The organism is Microbispora sitophila, assembly GCF_014892245.1.
GTDB lineage: Bacteria > Actinomycetota > Actinomycetes > Streptosporangiales > Streptosporangiaceae > Microbispora > Microbispora siamensis.
The window spans coordinates 122,863-141,250 of sequence record NZ_JADBGC010000012.1; the positions used below are offsets into that span (position 1 = coordinate 122,863).

The 18,388-nt window shown below is 69.5% G+C and carries 12 protein-coding genes and 1 pseudogene; 6 read left to right on the plus strand and 7 right to left on the minus strand.

The window, feature by feature from the left end:
- Positions 1-86 precede the first annotated feature (86 nt).
- Together IL992_RS22850 and IL992_RS22855 are read left to right on the plus strand one after the other, a co-directional pair.
- A complete protein-coding gene (locus IL992_RS22850) occupies positions 87-6,482 on the plus strand; it encodes an RHS repeat-associated core domain-containing protein (protein WP_193205410.1) in 6,396 nt (2,131 codons plus the stop codon).
- Positions 6,483-6,504: 22 nt separating this feature from the next.
- The gene (locus IL992_RS22855; RefSeq protein ID WP_193205411.1) at positions 6,505-7,029 is read left to right on the plus strand and encodes a hypothetical protein; all 525 of its coding nucleotides are present in this window, start codon (positions 6,505-6,507) and stop codon (positions 7,027-7,029) included.
- 59 nt (positions 7,030-7,088) lie between these two features.
- Here IL992_RS22855 and IL992_RS22860 read toward each other — a convergent pair whose 3' ends face one another.
- The 3 genes from IL992_RS22860 to IL992_RS46420 all read right to left on the minus strand — a co-directional run bounded on the left by IL992_RS22860 (position 7,089) and on the right by IL992_RS46420 (position 9,298).
- The gene (locus IL992_RS22860) at positions 7,089-8,336 is read right to left on the minus strand and encodes a serine hydrolase domain-containing protein (protein WP_193205412.1); all 1,248 of its coding nucleotides are present in this window, start codon (positions 8,334-8,336) and stop codon (positions 7,089-7,091) included.
- Between the two features lie 165 nt (positions 8,337-8,501).
- On the minus strand, positions 8,502-8,864 hold the full coding sequence (locus tag IL992_RS48975) for a cupin domain-containing protein (protein WP_404804781.1): 363 nt from the start codon (positions 8,862-8,864) through the stop codon (positions 8,502-8,504).
- On the minus strand, positions 8,825-9,298 hold the full coding sequence (locus IL992_RS46420; RefSeq protein WP_226873603.1) for a cupin domain-containing protein: 474 nt from the start codon (positions 9,296-9,298) through the stop codon (positions 8,825-8,827). The genes IL992_RS48975 and IL992_RS46420 overlap by 40 nt, the downstream gene beginning before the upstream one ends.
- Before the next feature lie 153 nt (positions 9,299-9,451).
- On the opposite strand from IL992_RS46420, the gene IL992_RS22870 reads away from it, so the two are divergent.
- On the plus strand, positions 9,452-10,426 hold the full coding sequence (locus IL992_RS22870; RefSeq protein ID WP_193205413.1) for a hypothetical protein: 975 nt from the start codon (positions 9,452-9,454) through the stop codon (positions 10,424-10,426).
- Here IL992_RS22870 and IL992_RS22875 read toward each other — a convergent pair.
- Complete coding sequence (locus tag IL992_RS22875; protein WP_193205414.1) at positions 10,372-10,905, minus strand: hypothetical protein; 534 nt, start codon at positions 10,903-10,905, stop codon at positions 10,372-10,374. The genes IL992_RS22870 and IL992_RS22875 overlap by 55 nt on opposite strands.
- Positions 10,906-11,214: 309 nt before the next feature.
- Here IL992_RS22875 and IL992_RS22880 point away from each other — a divergent pair, with 309 nt between their 5' ends.
- On the plus strand, positions 11,215-11,967 hold the full coding sequence (locus tag IL992_RS22880) for a restriction endonuclease (RefSeq protein ID WP_226873604.1): 753 nt from the start codon (positions 11,215-11,217) through the stop codon (positions 11,965-11,967).
- 449 nt (positions 11,968-12,416) lie between these two features.
- Here the strand turns inward: IL992_RS22880 and IL992_RS22885 are convergent, their stop codons facing one another.
- Positions 12,417-12,797, minus strand: coding sequence for a PLDc N-terminal domain-containing protein (locus tag IL992_RS22885; protein ID WP_193205415.1), 381 nt, complete (start codon positions 12,795-12,797; stop codon positions 12,417-12,419).
- 797 nt (positions 12,798-13,594) lie between these two features.
- Between IL992_RS22885 and IL992_RS22890 the strand changes: the two genes are divergently transcribed.
- Positions 13,595-14,866, plus strand: a complete 1,272-nt coding sequence (locus IL992_RS22890; protein WP_226873605.1) for a poly(ethylene terephthalate) hydrolase family protein — start codon at positions 13,595-13,597, stop codon at positions 14,864-14,866.
- A 295-nt stretch (positions 14,867-15,161) separates the two neighbouring features.
- Here the strand turns inward: IL992_RS22890 and IL992_RS22895 are convergent, their stop codons facing one another.
- Together IL992_RS22895 and IL992_RS22900 are read right to left on the minus strand one after the other, a co-directional pair.
- Complete coding sequence (locus tag IL992_RS22895; protein ID WP_193205416.1) at positions 15,162-16,052, minus strand: hypothetical protein; 891 nt, start codon at positions 16,050-16,052, stop codon at positions 15,162-15,164.
- A gap of 394 nt (positions 16,053-16,446) precedes the next feature.
- Positions 16,447-16,779 carry a type II toxin-antitoxin system PemK/MazF family toxin gene (locus IL992_RS22900; RefSeq protein WP_139580846.1) on the minus strand — a complete coding sequence of 111 codons (333 nt, stop codon included), beginning with the start codon at positions 16,777-16,779 and terminating at the stop codon, positions 16,447-16,449.
- A gap of 213 nt (positions 16,780-16,992) precedes the next feature.
- Between IL992_RS22900 and IL992_RS22905 the strand changes: the two are divergent.
- Positions 16,993-18,243, plus strand: a pseudogene (locus IL992_RS22905) (IS701 family transposase).
- Positions 18,244-18,388: the final 145 nt, after the last annotated feature.

Here is an 18,388-nt window from a genome sequence, read left to right on the forward strand (position 1 = left end):
GCATCTTCCCCCGGTTGATCCGCGGGTTCTCTCTTTCCTCTCGAGGAGGTTGGGTCATGCGTCGGCCCGGAATTCGTGCTGCCCTGATGGCCGCGTTGGCGGTGGTGATCTCGTTACCCGTCGGGGTGACGGCGGCCTCGGCCGCGGAGGGACCACCCGGCGCCCCTCCCGTGCAGAAACAACGGTCCAGCAAGGTCAGGGCCATGGACGCGAGCGGCGCGAAGGCGGCCAGGGAGCGGGTCGCCGCGTCCAGGGCGCGCAACGACGCCGCCGCCGACCGGGCCGCGAAGGAGCGCGAGGCCGCCCGGTGGCCGGGAGCCGGCGAGGCCGACGTGCCGATCGGCGGCGATCGGAGCGTCAGCGTGGGCGGGCTCCCGGTGAGCCTGAAAGCCGCCGCCCCGGCACCCGGCGCCTCCGCCTCCCCGCAAGCCCCGGACACGCAAGCCCGGGACACGCAGGCCCCGGACACGCAGGCCCCGGACACGCAGGGCGCCGCTTCGCAGACGGCCCGCGTGCGGGTGCTCGACCGCGCCGCCGCCGAGGCGGCCGGGGTGGACGGGGTGCTGCTGACCGCGTCGGCGCAGACCCCGGGCACCGCGACGCTGAGCGTCGGCTACGCCGCCTTCGCCTCCGCGTACGGCGGCGGGTGGAGCGGCCGGCTGCGCCTCGTGCGGCTGCCCGCCTGCGCCGCGACCACCCCGGAGCGGGAGGAGTGCCGCACGCGGACCCCGCTGGACACCGACAACGAGGCCGCGGCGCAGACCCTCTCGGCGCCGGTCGCGTTCGACGCCGCCCCGGCCGTGCTGGCCGTGACCGCCGACACCCCCGGTGAGGGAGGCGAGGCGGCGGACGGCAGCGGCAACTACGCGGCCACCCCGCTCTCCGCGTCGTCCACCTGGGAGGCGGGCGGCAACTCCGGCTCCTTCACCTGGTCCTACCCGATCGCCCCGGTGGAGCCGGCGGCGGGACCGGCGCCCGCGCTCGACCTGTCGTACGACTCGGGCAGCGTGGACGGGCGCACCTCCACCACCAACAACCAGGGCACCTCGATCGGCGAGGGCTTCGACACCGCCGCCACCTCCTACATCGACCGCCAGTTCGGCACCTGCCGCGAAGACGGCCACGACAAGCAGTACGACCTGTGCTGGAAGTACGACAACGCCTCGCTCGTCCTCAACGGCAAGGCCACCGAGCTCGTCAAGGACGACACCAGCGGCAAGTGGCGGCTGAAGAACGACGACGCCTCCACCGTCATCCACTCCACCGGCGCCGACAACGGCGACGACGACGGCGAGTACTGGACCGTCATCACCGGCGACGGCACCAAGTACGTCTTCGGCCTGAACAAGCTGAGCGGCGCGGGCAGCCAGCGGACCGACTCGGTGTTCACGGTCCCGGTGTACGGCGACGACTCCGGCGAGCCCGGCTACGACAAGGGCGACGCCTTCGCCGACCGTTCCGTCACGCAGGCGTGGCGGTGGAACCTCGACTACGCCGAGGACACCCACGGCAACGCCATGACGTACTGGTACACGGCGGAGACCAACTACTACCGGAAGAACAAGTCGGCCACCGCGACCACCTCCTACGTCCGCGGCGGCTACCTCGACAAGATCCTCTACGGGCAGCGGTCCGACACGCTGTTCACCGTGGACGCGCCCTACAAGGTCGCCTTCTCCTACGCCGAGCGCTGCACGGCCTCCGACTGCGGCAGCCTCACCAAGGACACCGCGGAGAACTGGCCCGACGTTCCTTTCGACGCCATCTGCAAGAAGGACGCCGACAAGGACGACTGCCACGCCGAGAGCCCGGCCTTCTTCAGCCGCAAGCGCCTGGTGAAGATCGAGACGAGCGTCCTGTCGGGCACCGCGTACAAGCCGGTCGACTCGTGGGCGTTCACGCAGAAGTACCTGGACGGCGGCGACATCGGCAGCTCTGCCGACCAGACGCTGTCGCTGATGTCGATCGTGCGGACGGGCTCGGCCGGTGACACGCCGCTGACGCTCGACCCCGTCTCGTTCACCTACGCCATGCGGCCCAACCGCGTGGCGGGCGGCACCCAGCCGGGAGGCGGCAACATCCTGCCGCTCACCAGGCCGCGCGTCGAGACGGTCACCTCGGAGACCGGCGCGATCACCACGGTCAGCTACAACGAGCCCGAGTGCGTGCGCGGCTCGAAGATGCCGAAGGCCGAGGACGACAACGCGCTGTCCTGCTATCCGCAGTTCTGGCACATCAACGGCGCCACCGACGCCTCCATCGACTGGTTCAACAAATACCGCGTGCTCGCGGTGAACCTCGCCGACCCCGCCGGGCACAACCCGCTCGTCGAGTACGCCTACGAGTACGCCACGCCCGGCTGGCGCTACAACGACAGCCCGTTCACCCCGGCCGACGAGCGCACCTGGTCGCTGTGGCGCGGCTACCAGAAGGTCACGACGTACGTCGGCGACGCCGACGGCACCCGCACCACGTCGGTCACGGTCTACCTGCAGGGCATGAACGGCGACCGGCTGCTCAAGTCCGCCGACCCGAGGACGGTCGATCCCGACAGGCGGCGCGCCGTCACCGTGCCGGGCCTCGACGTCGCCGGTCTCGACGTGCCCGACCTCACCGACTCCGAGCAGTACTCCGGCCTCACCCGCGAGGAGGTCACCTACGACGGGGCCGACCCGGTCGACGTGACGGTCAACGACCCCTGGTCGGCGAAGACCGCCACCCAGCACAAGTCGTACGCCGACACCGAGGCCTACTACGTGCGCATGGGCAAGACGTCGGAACACACCTACCTGACCGTCCCCAAGACCTGGCGCACCGTCACCACCACCACGACGTACGACTCGTACGGCATGGCGGTCCGCGAGGACAGCACGGGCGACACCGCCAAGAGCGGCGACGAGACCTGCACCCGCACCTGGTATGCCCGAGACGACGCCAAGGGCCTGAACTCGCTGGTCTCCCGCACCCGCGTGGTCGGCCGCGCCTGCTCGGTCAAGGAGGCCGACCTGTCGCTGCCCGCGGGCTCCGACACCTCGGGCGACGTGCTGTCCGACACGGCCACCGTGTACGACAACACCGCCGCGTCCGGCTGGTCGGCGAGCCAGAAGCCGGTGAAGGGCGACGCCACCTGGACGGGACGGGCCACCGGCTACCCCTCGGCCGTCACGGGCGACGACCGCCCGCCGACCGGCTGGCAGCGCACCGAGTCGACCACCTACGACACGCTGGGCAGGCCGCTGACCGTGACCGACGCGGGCGGCAACCCCGCCACCACGGCCTACACTCCAACCGGTGCCGGGGTCCTCACCAAGAAGGTGGAGACCAACGCCAAGCAGCAGAAGACGACGACGTTCCTCGACGGGACGCGCGGCCTTCCGGTGCGCACCTACGACCCCAACAACGGAAAGACCGAGCAGACCTACGACGCCCTCGGCAGGCTGACCGGCGTGTGGCTGCCGGACCGCAGCAAGGACGGCGGGCAGACCCCCACCTACGCCTACTCCTACGTGTACGAGCGGGGCAAGGCGCCCGCGATCGGCACCTCGACCGTCAAGTCGTCCACCACGGCCAGCTGGTCGTACGAGATCTTCGACTCGCTGCTGCGGCCGATGCAGACGCAGAAGCCCACCCCGAACGGCGGGCGGCTCCTGACCGACACCCGCTACGACTCGCGCGGCCTGGCCTACGAGACCTACGCCGACATCTTCGACTCCAAGCAGACGCCGAACGCCACCTACACCCGGGAGGAGTACGGCGAGGCGCCCAAGCAGACGAACATCGTCTTCGACGGCGCCGGACGGCAGATCCGCAGCACGTTCCTGTCGTACGGCGTGGAGAAGTGGACGACCACCACGACCTACACCGGTGACTCCACGGCCGTCAGCGCGCTGACCGGCGGCACGGCCACCCGGACCATCACCGACGCGCTCGACCGCACCGTCGAGCGGCGCGAGTACAACTCGCCCTCCCCCGCCGACACCCAGTACGGCGCGCTGTCCTCCAGCGGGTACACCTCCACGTCCTTCGCCTACCGGCCCGACGGCAAGGAGCTGACCGTCACCGGTCCCGACGGCGCGAAGTGGTCCTACACCTACGACCTGTTCGCGCGGCAGACCGGCATCAGCGACCCGGACAAGGGCGCGAGCACCGTCCGCTACACCGCGCTCGACAAGACCGACACGGTCACCGGCGCGAACGGCACGGTCCTGCTGTACGGCTACGACGAGCTCGGCCGCAAGACCGGGCTGTGGTCGGGGTCGCGGACCGACGCGAACAAGCTGGCCGCCTGGACCTACGACACCGTGGCCAAGGGGCAGCTCGCCTCGTCCACCAGCTACGACGGCGGCGTCTCGGGCAAGGCGTACACGAAGAAGATCCTCGCGTACGACGGCCAGTACCGCGCGACCAGCACGGAGATCGACATCGACCCGAACGACCCGATGGTCCTGTCCGGGGCGGCGAAGACCAGCTACACCTTCGGCAGCGACTACAACCTCGACGGCACGCTGAAGAACTCCACCGAGCCCGCGGCCGGCGGCCTGGCCGAGGAGAAGATCAGCCTGACCTACACGCCGACCGGGCAGGTTATCGGGGTGACCGGCACCACCGACTACCTGCAGAAGGCCGACTACAACGCGCTCGGCAAGCCCCTGCAGTTCACCCTCGGCCTGTCGGGAGCCACGGAGGCCAAGAAGACCTTCCTCAACAACAGCTACGAGGAGGGGACCGACCGGCTGAAGCGGTCCTTCGTCACCACCCAGTCCACGCCGGTCAAGCCGCAGGATCTGACCTACCGCTACGACGACGCGGGCAACGTCACCGAGATCGCCGACACCCCCACCCAGGACGGCGCGGGACAGAGTGACATCCAGTGCTTCGCCTACGACGGGCAGCGGCGGCTGACCGAGGCATGGACGCCGGCGACCGACGACTGCACAAGCAAGACGCTGGGCGGCGCGGCGCCGTACCGAACCGCCTACACCTACAACACTTCGGGCCTGCGGGCGACGGAGACGAAGTACACCGGCTCCACCGCCACCACCTCGGCGTACTGCTACGGCGACACCGCCAAGCGGCACGCCCTGACCGCGGTCGTCACGGACTCCTGCACGGGCGCGTCCGCCACCTACTCCTACGACAAGTCCGGCAACACGACCGGGCGTAACGGCCAGGTGCTGACCTGGGACGCGCAGGGCCGCATCGCGACCCTGACCCAGGGCACGCAGAAGACGGCCTACCTGTACGACGCCGACGGGGCGCTGCTGATCCGCCGGGCGGTGGGCGACGGGGAGAGCGTGCTCTACCTCGGCGCCACCGAGATCCACTCGAAGAAGACCGGAAGCACCGTCACGACCTGGGCCAGCCGCTTCTACGCCGCGGACACGCAGGTGATCGCGGTGCGCACCACGCAGGCCGGGAAGAACGCGGTCTCCTTCCTCGCCGGCGACCAGCACGGCACCTCCTCGCTGTCGGTCGACGCGGCCGGTCAGGCCATCAGCAAGCGCTTCACGACCCCGTTCGGCGCGCCGCGCGGGGACACGGTCGGCGGCGCCTGGCCCGACGACAAGGGGTTCCTCGGCAAGCCGGCCGACGCCGCCACCGGGCTCACCTACGTGGGGGCCCGCATGTACGACCCGGTCGCCGGCAGGTTCCTGAGCGTGGACCCGGTGCTGTCCACCGACCAGGCCCAGTCGCTCAACGGGTATTCGTACGGCAACAACAACCCCGTCACGTTCAGCGACCCGACGGGTGAGGAGATCGGGTCGCGGCCCAATTCCTGCCAGTACGACCTGAAGTACTGCTCGAAGGAGGAGCAGGGGAAAGTCGGGTACGACCCCAAGACCGGCAAGGTCGATCCGTACAAGCATCACAAGAAGCCCAAGAAGAGCCACCCGACGCCGCGGCCGTCCCCCGGCCCGTCGCCCAAGCCTCCGGCGGGCGGCTGCTACTGCAAGCCGGTCCACCGCGACAACGGCGTCAACCTGTTCAAGGCCCTGCTCATCCACCCGTTCCACTGGAACAACAACTTCAACGGAGCGAACGCGCTGGCGCTGACGTACGAGATCTTCGCCAGCGAGGGGTGTGAAAAGCGGGCCCTGCAGTACGTCTGCTACGGCGGCTCTCCGGGCGGCGACCAGCCGATGACGGTCGGGGACGTCCACTTCTATCCGCACTCGAAGAAGGAGTTCCAGAACCAGCTGCGAGACGAGAAGCAGCGCCGGGACGACATCGCCCGGGTGGCGGGCCGCGAGACGGCGGACAAGTACGGGCCCAACATCGAGAAGCACGAGGCGGTGCACTCCGAGCAGTGGGCACGCTACAGGAACGCCAGCGAGTTCATCGCGGCCTATGCCGGTCAGTCCTGGCGTTCGCAACACGACTGGGGCGATCCCGCTGCCGCCAACGCCTTCGAGGTGGAGGCCAACCTGTGGTGGGGAAGCTACACCGAATGGCAGCCGCTGCACTGGGGCCCGGCAAACTAGAAGTCGGATAGAAAGGACCACGATGACGCGCAGAAGAAGGCCGGGGGCCGGGTACGCGGCCGCCGCCCTGACCGCCCTGGCCTTCTTCGCCGCGGCGTGCGACAGCACGCCCGCGCCCAAGGGCGTCCTCGCCGTCGAACGCGCCGATGACGGCGGTGTCAGGCTGCTGCTCGCCGACTGCCCCGGCTACGCCGCCCGGGACTTCTCGGTCCTGGAGGACACCGAGGGCGGCGACACGGTCGCCTGGAGCGTGCACAACGGCGGCGCCGGCGCGGCGGCGCGGGACGTCCGGGCGTTTCAGGCGCCGCCCGAGGGCTGGCGGTCCACCGACGACAGCCTCACCGCGTTGCGGGATGGGGTCCCCTATGTCGCGACCGTCAACGGCTTCGTGAACGGCCGGAACCTGCGGGGCAGGGTGCCGTTCACGGCGGCGGACCTGGCGGGTCTCGGCGGCGGGCAGGTGCTGGCCTGGGCGGGAGGCGACGAGACCGTGAAGACGGGCCGGGACGCCTTCCTGCGCGCCGACCCCGACCGCTGCCGTCCGTGACCCGCGCCTGCGCCCGGCGGGACCGGGCGCAGGCGCGGGAGGCTCTCGTCAGGCGAGGGTCACAGGCCGTAGTACGGGAACAGGTCCGTGGTCGGCCAGGAGGTGACGTTGTCGGCCGCCACGTGCAACGGGTAGTCGATGTCATCGGTGAAGCTCTGGCCCAAGGCGTCGTTCCACCGGTTGAAGAGCACGACCCAGCTCAACCCGTCGAACCGCCGGACCATGAGCGTGGAGGTGCCGGGATACGTCCCGTCGTGCCAGGTGCTCAGGCCGCCGCCGATGGGGCGGACAGACCAGCCCATGCCGTAGTACCAGCCGTCCCACTCGACGTCGGGCGCGGCGAACGCCTGCGCGATCGTCGACGAGGTGAGCAGGCCGGGAGCGTCGAAGATCGTGGTGAACTTCGCCATGTCGACGGCCGAGGAGAGCCAGGCGCCGTGCGCGGCCATGTTCTCGAGGTTGAACGTCCCGTACGGCATCGGCACCTGAGCCCCGGAGTTGTCCAGCACCGTCGTATCGCTGTACTGCGAATGGTAGGGAACCTCCGAGGGCCGCCGCAGGCTCTGTGCCGTGCGGCCCTGCACCATTCGGGTGATCTTCACCGGAGCGAGCACGTTCTGCTGGACGTAGGTCGCGTACGGCAGGCCGGTGACTTTCTCGATGACCTTGCCGAGCAGCATGTAACCGTAGTTCGAGTAGGCGTACCTCGAGCCGGGGTCGACGTCCAGCCTGCGCGTCGACATGTAGTCCATGATGTTCGCCTGCGTCACCGGCAGCGGCACGTGGAGTGCGCTGCTGACAGTGAAATCCCCGCGGTACATCGGATCGAACTTGGATGCGGAGCGATCCCAGCCGCCGAGGTGTTGCAGCAGGTGAAGCACGGTGACCTTACCGAGGCGGTCGTCGGCGGCCGTGCTGAGCCCCAGCATCGGCGCCACCGTGGCCGACAGGCTGAGCCTGCCGTCCTGGACAAGCTTCATGATCGCGGTGGCCGTGACCGGCTTGCTCATGCTGGCCAGGCGGAACAACGACGTCGGCTGGGCCAGGACCGGGCCCGACGTGGAGTTGTATCCCCGCGCGAGCACCAGCTTGCCCTGCCGCACCACGGCGAGCGAAGCGTACGAGATGCTCCGCGCCTCCATGAAGCTTCTCAGCAGGTCGTCGAAGGGCTGTAGCGACGGCGAACTCGCGCCGGTGACCGTCCAGGGCGGAGGAGTGTCGGCCGCGATCGCCGAGCGGGCGGGCAGTGCGGCGGCTCCCACGACGGCGCCCGCGAGCAGGCGCAGCGAATCCCTGCGAGTCAGCATGAATCGATCCCCGTTCTCCGGTCAGATGACACTATGGACGGCAATAAAGAGCGAAGATCGGGCTTTAGTGTGACATCCACATTGAGCCTTCTCGATTGTGAGTAGCGGTCGTCTTCGATGGCCTGCAGGACGAGGACGCGTCCTCGGTGAGAAGATCTGGCCTGGTCAGGCACCGGCTGAGGTCCTGCGGTCTGCGTGAGCACTCGCGACCCCTCGGGCTCCTCGTGCCGGGACGGCGGCCTCGCGGGTCATTCGTTCTCCTCGTAGACGACGTGGTAGCGGCGGGTGTAACGGTTGAGTGCCGCGGCGTTGAAGCGGCCGCCTTGGCTCACCTCGGCGCGATGCTCGATGAGGGCCTCCACCACGCACTCCCAGCCGCCCGGCGAGGAGACCTGGATGACTTCGGGGGGCGGGGTGGAGCCGGGAACGGATCGCGTGCGGAACGCCGTGCGGCAGCAGGACGAACTGCCCCTTGCCGATCCGGTGCGTCACACCGTCGAAGTCGATCTCCAGGACGCCGTCGACCACGTAGCTGCACTCGTCGGCGACGTGGTGGGTGTGGCGCGGACGGACTGGGCGACGGTCACCTCCAGCAGGGAGATCAGGCCATCGGTGTCCTCACTGCGCGCCTTGACGCCGAACGCGGGCGGCACTGCGATGCGCCCGGGCCTCGCCTGCTCTTGTCGCAGCAGGTAGAACCGGCTCTTGTCGCCCCACTCGGCGGGGCCGTCCTGCCCGAGGTGGTAGCGCATGCCGTACGGCTTGCCCAGCTCGTTGAGCTTCTGCCAGTCGCGCTGCCCGTCGAGGAGCATCAGCCCGTCGGCCTCGCCCGCCTCGCACACGTCCTCGATGTAGCGCTCCCAGCCGCCCGGCGCGGACAGCTGCAGGGCGTGCACGGCGGATCCGTCCGGCCCGAGGTTGCGCATCGCGTGCGTGACGCCGCGCGGGACCAGCGCGAACATCCCGGCGGTGAGGTGGTGGGTGGCTCCGCCGAACTCGATGCCAGGTCACCGTCCAGCGCATACACCAGCTCATCGAAGGTGTCGTGGACGTGGTGCGAACGCTTCGCCGTGATACTCCTGGTGCGTCCTGTCCGACTTCCCCGAGGCCCGTCATTGCTGTGCACATACTGCGGGGGCGACACCGTTCCCGACTGGGTCGTCTGCCCCCTGTGCGGGGCGGAAGGAAGCGACGCGCGCCCCGCCCCGACGGCCACCGCTCCCCCACCGCTGCGTCCGGGCCGCATCGTCGACCTGGTCGTCTCTACAGGTCTGCTCGTGGGTGCCGCGGTCTTCATCGCGGGGATCGTGGCCGCTCCCCTCCTACGGGACGACTGGTACGCCGTCCTGTTCGCCTCCTCGCTGTCGCCTCTCCCCCTGGCTGCCGCGGCCGGCCTGCTGTGGTTCACCCGGACGGCGGCCACGGGAGCCGGCATCGCAGTCGCACACCTCGTCGTTGCCTTCTCGCCCAGTGCCCTGCCGGCGCTGTGGAAGCCACCGCCGAACGCGCTGATCATCGACAGTCTTCCGCTCCAGCTGGGCTGGTGGATCATGCTCGTCGTCCTGGCCGCCTCTTCTCTGGCTTGGCACCGGACCGGCCGGTTCACCTGGCGCAGGGGCGGCAGGGCCCGTGTCCTCCTCGGGGTGCTGCCGCTGGTCTACCTGGCCGGGGAATGGCTGCCGGAGACGGCCACCCCGGTCGTCGGCTTCGGCGGCCGCGACTACGCCGCCTGCTGCTTCATGTTCAACGACCCGAGCCGGGCCTTCTCCGACTGGATAGTCGTCGGGATGGCCATCGGCGCCGTGGTCATGACGGCGCTGGCCGGGCTCGTGGCGAACCGGCGCCTGGCCGGCGGTCTGATCCTCGGGGCGGTCTCGGCGGTCATGCCACCGCTTGTCGCGTCCCGAGAGGAGGGAACGATGCCGCTCCCGGGATTTTGGATCGCGCTCGCCGCCGTCGCCGCGATGACCGCCCTCGCCCTGATGCTCCTCGCCAGGAAGGAGACGGACCATCCCTCATCGCAGCCTCTCCCCGGTCACTCCCCAAGGGGGCTTTCGGACCGCGCCGTTGCGTTCTTTCTGCGGCGATAGCGTTCTTCGCACCTAGCCAGCAGTGTCGCCGCGACGGAGTCGCCGGCATCGGCCTGGGCCCGCAGCTTCGCGATCGCCGCCTCATCACCCCGCTCGGCCAGCAGCCGGGTCAACTGCTCCTCCTCTATGAACGCCCAATCCTCGGGGTCGTCGTCTTCGAGCCGTTCGTAGGCGTCCAGGCTGTCCAGGTACTCCTGACGAAGACCTTCCCGGTTCTGCCACACAGCGTCCGAAACCTGCCACGCCGACACCGCGCCTTCCAGATCACCGTCCTCGGCCTTCAACTCAGCCAACCGCTTCGTCGTGGGTGAGGAGTCGCCGTAGGCTCGAGCCCACACCCACAGCGCGCCTTCCCGATCGCCGCTCCTGGCGAGCAACTCCCCTAACCGCCCTGCCGCGTCCTGGTCGCCGGCATCAGCCCGAGCCCGCAACTCCGCGACCTCATTCGGGTCCGGCACGCTGCTTGATCGATGTTCCATTGCCGGGTCACCTCATTCGTGAGCCCGAGGAGCGCCGGTAAGGGCCACCGGCCCACTCAGGGTACGTCCGCGCGCGGGCCCCTGCCAGCGGTTGACGGCTCTGCCGAACGGCAGGGCCGATACCGGAACGAACACCAGTCTCGGCGCTCGAAATGCTCGGCGACGCTCTCGCCGGTAGTCGGCAAGGACCGTCCGGCAATACGGCAGTGCGCCGTGGCACTCGTCAAATGGACCACCTCACGCCGTGACGTGGGCGAACCCCAACGGAACGACTCCGCCGCAGCCGCCGATGTCGGAGAACGTCACCCGATGACGCACCGGAAGTCGCGCTCACGCCTGCTCCAAGCCCGTATGCCGCGCAACCTGAGCGAATGGATCGCGGCACTGTTCGTCGTGGTCATCGCCGCCGCATTGCTGGTCCAGGGAATACGCGCCCTCATCGGCGTGATTTTCGGCCATTGGTATATCGCGGCCGCCCTGGGATCGGGTCTCACAATCGCAATCGCGGCGGCACTGTGGTGGCAGGTCGCCGCCGTCCGACGGCGCGCCGCCCGGCTACGGCACCTTCGGTTGACCCTGCACGACTTGGACGCCATGAACCCGCAGGCCTTCGAGTTCGCCGTACACGATCTGATGCTGCGCGACGGCATGAACGCCAGACACGTCGGCCGCCGGGGAGACAGGACGGCCGACGTCATCGCCCTCGACGAGCGCGGGCATCGCATCGTCGTGCAGTGCAAGCACACCACGACCGGCGGCAAGGTGAGGGTCGACGTCATCTACCAGGTGAACGGGACCGCGGGGCCCGCTCATGGCGCCGACGTCGCCGTGGTCGTCACCAACGGCTCCTTCACACGCGGCGCAAGGGAGAGCGCTGCCGAGTTCCGGATCCACCTCATCGGCCGGCAGCACCTCGCCCGCTGGGCCGCGGACGGTGAGTCTCTCCAGCGTCTGCTGAGGCTGACCACCCCGCTGCGGCGACGGCGGCGCCTGCGCCACACCGCAGCCACGCGCCATCGCAACCCATCACCCCTCGGAGCAGACCCGCAGGAGGCCACGTGAGCACGAACGACGGTGGCAGGTGAGCCGCCTCGCCGCCCCCTTCCTAGTGCGGCTCGTCGAAGACCCGGCCACCTCGAACTGGCCTGGTTCCCGGCGGACGAGGCGGCCATCGCCGCGCTCCGGGAGATCCCGGCGTCCGCCGCCTGTGTAGTGGCCCGGGCGAGCGCCAACCTCACCTTCGCCCACTTCCCTGGGGCCGACCCGGACGTGGACCGGACCTGACCCGCCAGCCGGCTTCCGGCTTCTACGACGTCAGGCTCACCGCTGCCGTCGCGCCGGCCTTCAGGCCGGGCGACCACGTGCCGGAGTCCGCGGTGCAACCTCCCACCGAGGCGCGCGACCGTGCTTCCGAGATCTCCGCGGACTCCTCGCGCCGCCCTGGAACCGGTCCCTGCTCGGCTTCGCCTGGCTGGCGTTGCGCCGGATCGGGCTCGCCCCGTAGCCCGCCACTACTGGTCCTGGTTCTTCTCCGCCTGACGCTGCTGCTCAAGGTAGGCGCGGCGCTGCTCCTCGGCCCGCTCCCGGCAGCGGCGGAGGAACTCCTCATCGTCGTCGGGGTTGGAGGGGACGAACCGGCCCGGCCGGTCGTACTCCGGGAAGCGCCCGGTGTTGCCCTTGTACGGCAGCCCGCCGGGCCGCGTCACGGTCTGCGGCCGGCCCGCGACCAGCCACAGGATCGACCCGACCTCGGGGAGGAACAGGACGATCATGATCCATAGCCCCTTGGGCAGGTTGCGGCAGTCCTCCTCCGCCGTGACGATCACGTCGAACAGGCAGAAGATCCATAAGGCGAGCAGAACCAGACCGAACCCGCCGTAGATGAGGGGCATCCCGAATCCTCCCAGTTTCAGACGCGCAGAGCGTAGTGGATTCGATCTTCGCCTGACGGGACTTCCCCGGTAAGTGATCTTTCCCGATGCGCCGCCGACTCCGACGGCTCGCGGCCTGAGAGGAAAACCGCGAGGGAGAGGGGTACGCCGCGCAAGGTCCTGCGCGTTTTCGGGACCGCCGAGGCCGACGACGAATGTTAGCGTTAACAAATCGAGCTCGTCTTCGTCTTCCTCCACTTCGAGAGATCGACCGGTGGTGGTGGAGCGGAGCAAAGCCGAGGCGAGGGCACGGTGTCAAGTGACGCAGTACGTCCGGACGTGAGCACGGGAGGGTGCGAACGCAACCCAACTGCCGCATCAGGGAACTCTCCGGGCTCACCGGCGGCGACGACGGGGTGAAACGTTCATCCGATGACTACGCACCGAACGCGGCGGTTCCGCGATTACGAGGGTGATTTACGCGGCGCGGAATTTTCGCGGCGGCACCCTGCTCTTGACACATTTCGGTGAGGTTTCCACACTGAGCCCCGAGGCGGTCTCCCGCTGTCCGGTGGTGGTGCGCGGGGCGGAGGCCCGCCGTTCGCGACGCCCTCGTGGTGTGCGCTCCCTTGCCCGGGAGCACGGCGTCCAGCGCTGAATGCCCCCGCGTTTCCCCTTTTTCTGGATGCAGTCATGGAGGCTCAAGCATGGGCGTACACGCCGTTCCGCCGCCGGGAACCCGGCGGCCACCCACGGACCCGTCCGCGTCCGGGCCCGGCTCGCGGAGCCGGTCGCTCCGGCGTGCGATGGGCCGGGCGATGGCGGCGGCAGTGGCCGTCCTCGGGCTGCTCTCGGCGGCCATCGCGACTCAACCGGCGTCGGCTGCGGACAATCCCTTCCAGCGCGGGCCGAACCCCACCGTGGCGAGCGTCGCGGCCACCAGGGGGACCTTCGCGACCGCCCAGACCAGCGTGCCGGCCGGCAACGGCTTCGGTGGCGGAGTCATCTACTACCCGACCGACACCAGCCAGGGGACGTTCGGCGGGGTCGCGATCGTGCCGGGCTACTCCGCCCTGTTCGCCAACGAAGAGGCCTGGATGGGTCCCTGGCTCGCCTCGTTCGGCTTCGTGGTGATCGGCATCGAGACCAACAGCCGCACCGACAGCGCGGACGCCCGGGGGACCCAGCTGCTCGCCGCGCTGGACTACCTCACCCAGCGCAGTCCGGTACGCGACCGGGTCGACCCGGGCCGGTTGTCGGTCGTCGGCCACTCGGCGGGCGGCGCGGGGGTCCTCAGCGCGCTGCTCCGGCGGCCCTCCCTCAAGGCCGGGGTCGGGCTCGCGCCCGGCTCTCCCGTGGGCAACTACGACCTGTACAACGACCGGGTGCCGACGATGTTCATCTCCGGGCAGCGGGACACGACGGTCACGCAGTCGTACCTCAACGGGCTCTACAGCACGCTGCCGGCCACGACGCCGAGCGCGTGGGTGGAGATCACCGGGGTGGACCACCTGTTCGCGACGCGGGCCAACACGACCGAGATGCGGGTGCTGATCCCATGGCTGAAGATCTGGGTGGACAACGACACCCGGTACACCCAGTTCCTGTGCCCGCTGGCGGACTCCACCGGCATTTCGATGTACCGCAACAAGTGCCCGTACGTGCCGCCGGGCGGGTCGTCGCCGTCACCGAGCGCCTCCCCCTCTCCCAGCCCCTCCCAGTCGCCGTCACCGAGCGCCTCCCCCTCTCCCAGCCCCTCCCAGTCGCCGTCCACCAGCCCGTCGCCCCCGCCGCCGGGCGCCTGCGTGGCCGAGTACCGCACGATGAACTCGTGGCCCGGCGGCTACCAGGCAATGGTCACGGTCACGGCGGGCGGCTCGGCGGTCAACGGCTGGACCGTCAAGTGGACGCTCGGCAGCGGCCAGACGATCACCCAGCTGTGGAACGGCACGCTGAGCACGAGCGGTTCCGCCGTGACGGTGAAGAACGCCTCCTTCAACGGCTCGATTCCGGCGTCCGGCTCGGCCACCTTCGGGTTCCTCGCCACCGGCACGCCGTCGACCCCCTCGCTCACCTGCACCAGCCCGTGACCAATCGCGGCACGTCGTGCCGGTCGATGTCCCGTTGACTCCGGAGAGGGCCGCACACACGACCCTCTCCGGACTCCGGCAGGGCCTCTCACGGCGGTGGGAAACCCTGCCGGAGAACACCCCGCCCGCGCCGGCAGGTTGGACGAGATCCGCACCGTGCCCCGTCTCACCGCCCAGCCGAGCGTGATGCCGGGCGGCGCTTGTAAGCCGGCACGTCCAGAGCACTGCGAGTCACGCTGCCAATAGCTCGGCCGCAGAGCCACACACCGCAGCCCTGCACGTACGTGTCGCCGGGCTAGGAGCGGCGCGGATCATAGTTCTGGAACTCGACCAGGCGGATGTCGCTCTGCGGCAGCAGGGGCACCCCGCTGCCGGAGTCCAGCACCACCCGGCGGCCCAAGGGCTCCCGCAGCGTGACGCCGATCCGGTCCGTCTTCCCCATATCGTTGCAAACCTCCACGTTGTCGTCGCGCCGGACGTCGACGTCCACGACCACTGCCTCGGGCGTCTCGTGGACGCGCGAGCCGTACGTCGTGTCGCAAGTGCCGTGCACGTAACTCAACTGGAGCCCAGTCGGCGTGCGAACCTCGTAGGTGTGCACCTCCTGGATCCCGTCGTCCAGGGGCCGGGGCGGTCCGCCCATCACGGCCGGGTCCACCGCCACCCGCCGAAACGGTTCCGGCACGCCCTTCACGGTGAAGTCCCACGTCGGGACATGCACGTCCCCGCGGCTGCTGGGCATCGTGGCCTCGCCCCGCGCCACTGCGATCACGCGCAGTGGCCGGCAGCCCTTGGCCGGGCACTTCTCGTCGACGAAGGACTTGGGCTTGCTGAGCCCGGCGTAGGCGGCTGTGGCCGTGAGCACCGGGACGCTTAGCGTGCTCTCATCGGCCCAGCGCAGCTCGGCCGGGTCGGGCACCTCGGCCGGGAGTTCGGTCTCCAGCTTCCAAGCGCTGTTGATCACGCTTCGTCCGACCCAGCGGGGCATGTGTTTCCAATCGGGCTCCAGGGTCAGGTTCCGCAGCGGGACGAACCCCACGATCCAGGGCTCTCTCTCCGCCGAGCTCTGCCAGCGTTCGGCGACCTCATGAGCGCGGTCCGTGAACTCGTCGGCAGTGGCCGGCGCTCGGGTGGAACCGCAGGCCGTCGCGAGCACGATAAGCAGTGCGGCTGGAAGCATCCTCATGATCGGTAGACGTGCCGGGCGGCGGCGCGGTTCGCTCAGCCGCGCGTCAGGAGGCACATGAGAGCCCCACAAGTTGTGGCCCGAACTCGTCCAGGCAGATCACCGCCCATCAGCGGGCGGGTGATCGTATAACTCCAAGACGCGCTGCATCTTGGCGATGGAATAGGGGTCGGTGGAGGCTATCCACGTCGTGGTGGTCTGCCGGCTCACCCCGCCCGCGCGCAGGCTCCAGGTGGAGTGCCCGCTGATGCCTCATTCGGCGGGGCGACAAGCCACTAGTACTCCAGCCGTAGATCGTGATCTTGTGAGTGGGGGCGCCGCTGATATGGCGCGGCCACCATTGACCATCTCGACGAGACCGGCCGCGCCATCGGCGGCGTCCATCCCTCTCTGCCTACTTGAGTCCACCGAGACGAAGGGCATCCTCGATCTCGCTGAGCTTCGCGGACGGCAGGACGCCCGCCTGCCCGATCAGGTCTTCCCTGGCCAGGGTGACCAGCCAAGTGCAAGGGATGAGGTCGGGACGTGGAAGTGCGACTCTCAGGACGCCTTCGAGAGGCAGTCCTTCGGGGGCACCTACTGCCACCTCAACGGCCACGCCGCTGAGATCGGTGCCCGCGGGAGCGACGATCTGCATCGCCAAGAAACCGGACGCCTCTTCTCCCGACAGCAGTACGACTGCCCGCTGCTCGTTGAAATCTGCCCACCAGACTTCGCCACGTCGCATATGTCCTCCTGATACGGGACGGCGCGCCTGCGTCGCCCCTTCGACCGCCGCCTACTCCAGGCACAGATCGTAATGTTGGCTGGTCAGGGCCTGTGAGAAGACGGCTGCGGCCACCGATGATCATCGTGAGCTGTGTGGACAAACGAAGATCATGCGGTGGCCGCAGCTCACAGCGTAGACCCTGCCCGGTGGCAGGAGGCGTTCGAGGGTCTGATGGTCCGGATAGCGGCGAGGTTCGCGCGGGTCGAACGACGCCTTCGGGCGCGGGACTTCGGGCGCGGGACTTCGTGCGCGGGCTGCTGGCGGACCTGCCGCGGAAGAACTGCTGGACAATCGCCGAGTGGGCCGGGGAGGCGAGTCCTGATGGCATGCAGCACCTGCTGGGCCGGGCCAAGTGGGATGCCGATGCGGTACGCGATGACGTACGGGAGTACGTGGTGGAGCATCTGCACGACCCAGATGCGGTCCTGGTCGTCGACGAGACCGGGGACGTGAAGAAGGGCACGCACACCGTCGGGGTGCAGCGCCAGTACACCGGCACCGCCGGCAGGATCGAGAACTCCCAGGTCGCCGTCTATCTCGTCTACGCGGGTCGCCGCGCACGCGCGGCAGTGGACCGCGAGCTGTACATTCCGCGCTCGTGGACATGCGACCCGGACCGCTGCCGGGCTGCGGGCCTGGACGAGGACACCGTCTTCGACCAAGCCGGAGCTGGCCGCCCGCGTGATCGGCCGGTTCCTTGACTCCGGGCACCGCGCGGACTGGGTGGCGGGGGACGAGGTCTACGGCGGCAACCCGAAACTGCGGTCCGCGCTGGAAGAGCGCGGGGTCGGCTACGTGCTCGCCGTCGCCTGCTCCCACGAAGTCACCACCGCGGCCGGGAAGTTCCGAGCGGATGCCCTGGCCGCCAAGGTGCCCAAGCGGGCCTGGCAGAAGCTATCGGCAGGGGCCGGCGCCAAGGGGCACCGCTTCTACGACTGGGCCGTCATCAACCTGGCCGAACCCCGGCCCGGCAGCCACCAGCTCCTGATCCGCCGCAACCGCACCACCGGTGAACTGGCCTACCACCGCTGTTGGTCGCCCGCCCCGGCGCCCCTGACCACGCTGGTCCGCGTCGCCGGGTCAAGATGGCGGGTGGAGGAAACCTTCCAGACCGGAAAGGGCCTGGCCGGACTGGACGAGCACCAGGTTCGCCGCTTCACCTCCTGGTCCCGCTGGGTCACCCTGACCATGCTCGCTCACGCCTTCCTCGCCGTCGTCCGCGCCGACGCACACGCCCGCCATCCCGCCCCGGACGAGCTGATCCCGCTCACCTGCAACGAGATCCAGCGACCGTTCACGACGCTGATCGTCCGGCCCGTGCACGATGCAGCCCGCCGGCTCCGCTGGTCCGCCTGGCGCCGCCGCCACCAGGCCCGAGCCCAGGCCAGCCATTACCGCCGACAAGCCGCGAATCAGACATGAAGATCACGATCTACGGCTGGAGTACTAGCCGATGCCCGGCGCACCCCTACAGGAACACCGGGCGCACGACGGCGACGTGCGGCAGCACCTCCGGAAGCTGCGCGGGAGTCACGGTCAGTGTCGCCTGCATGCGTCCAAGATTCGC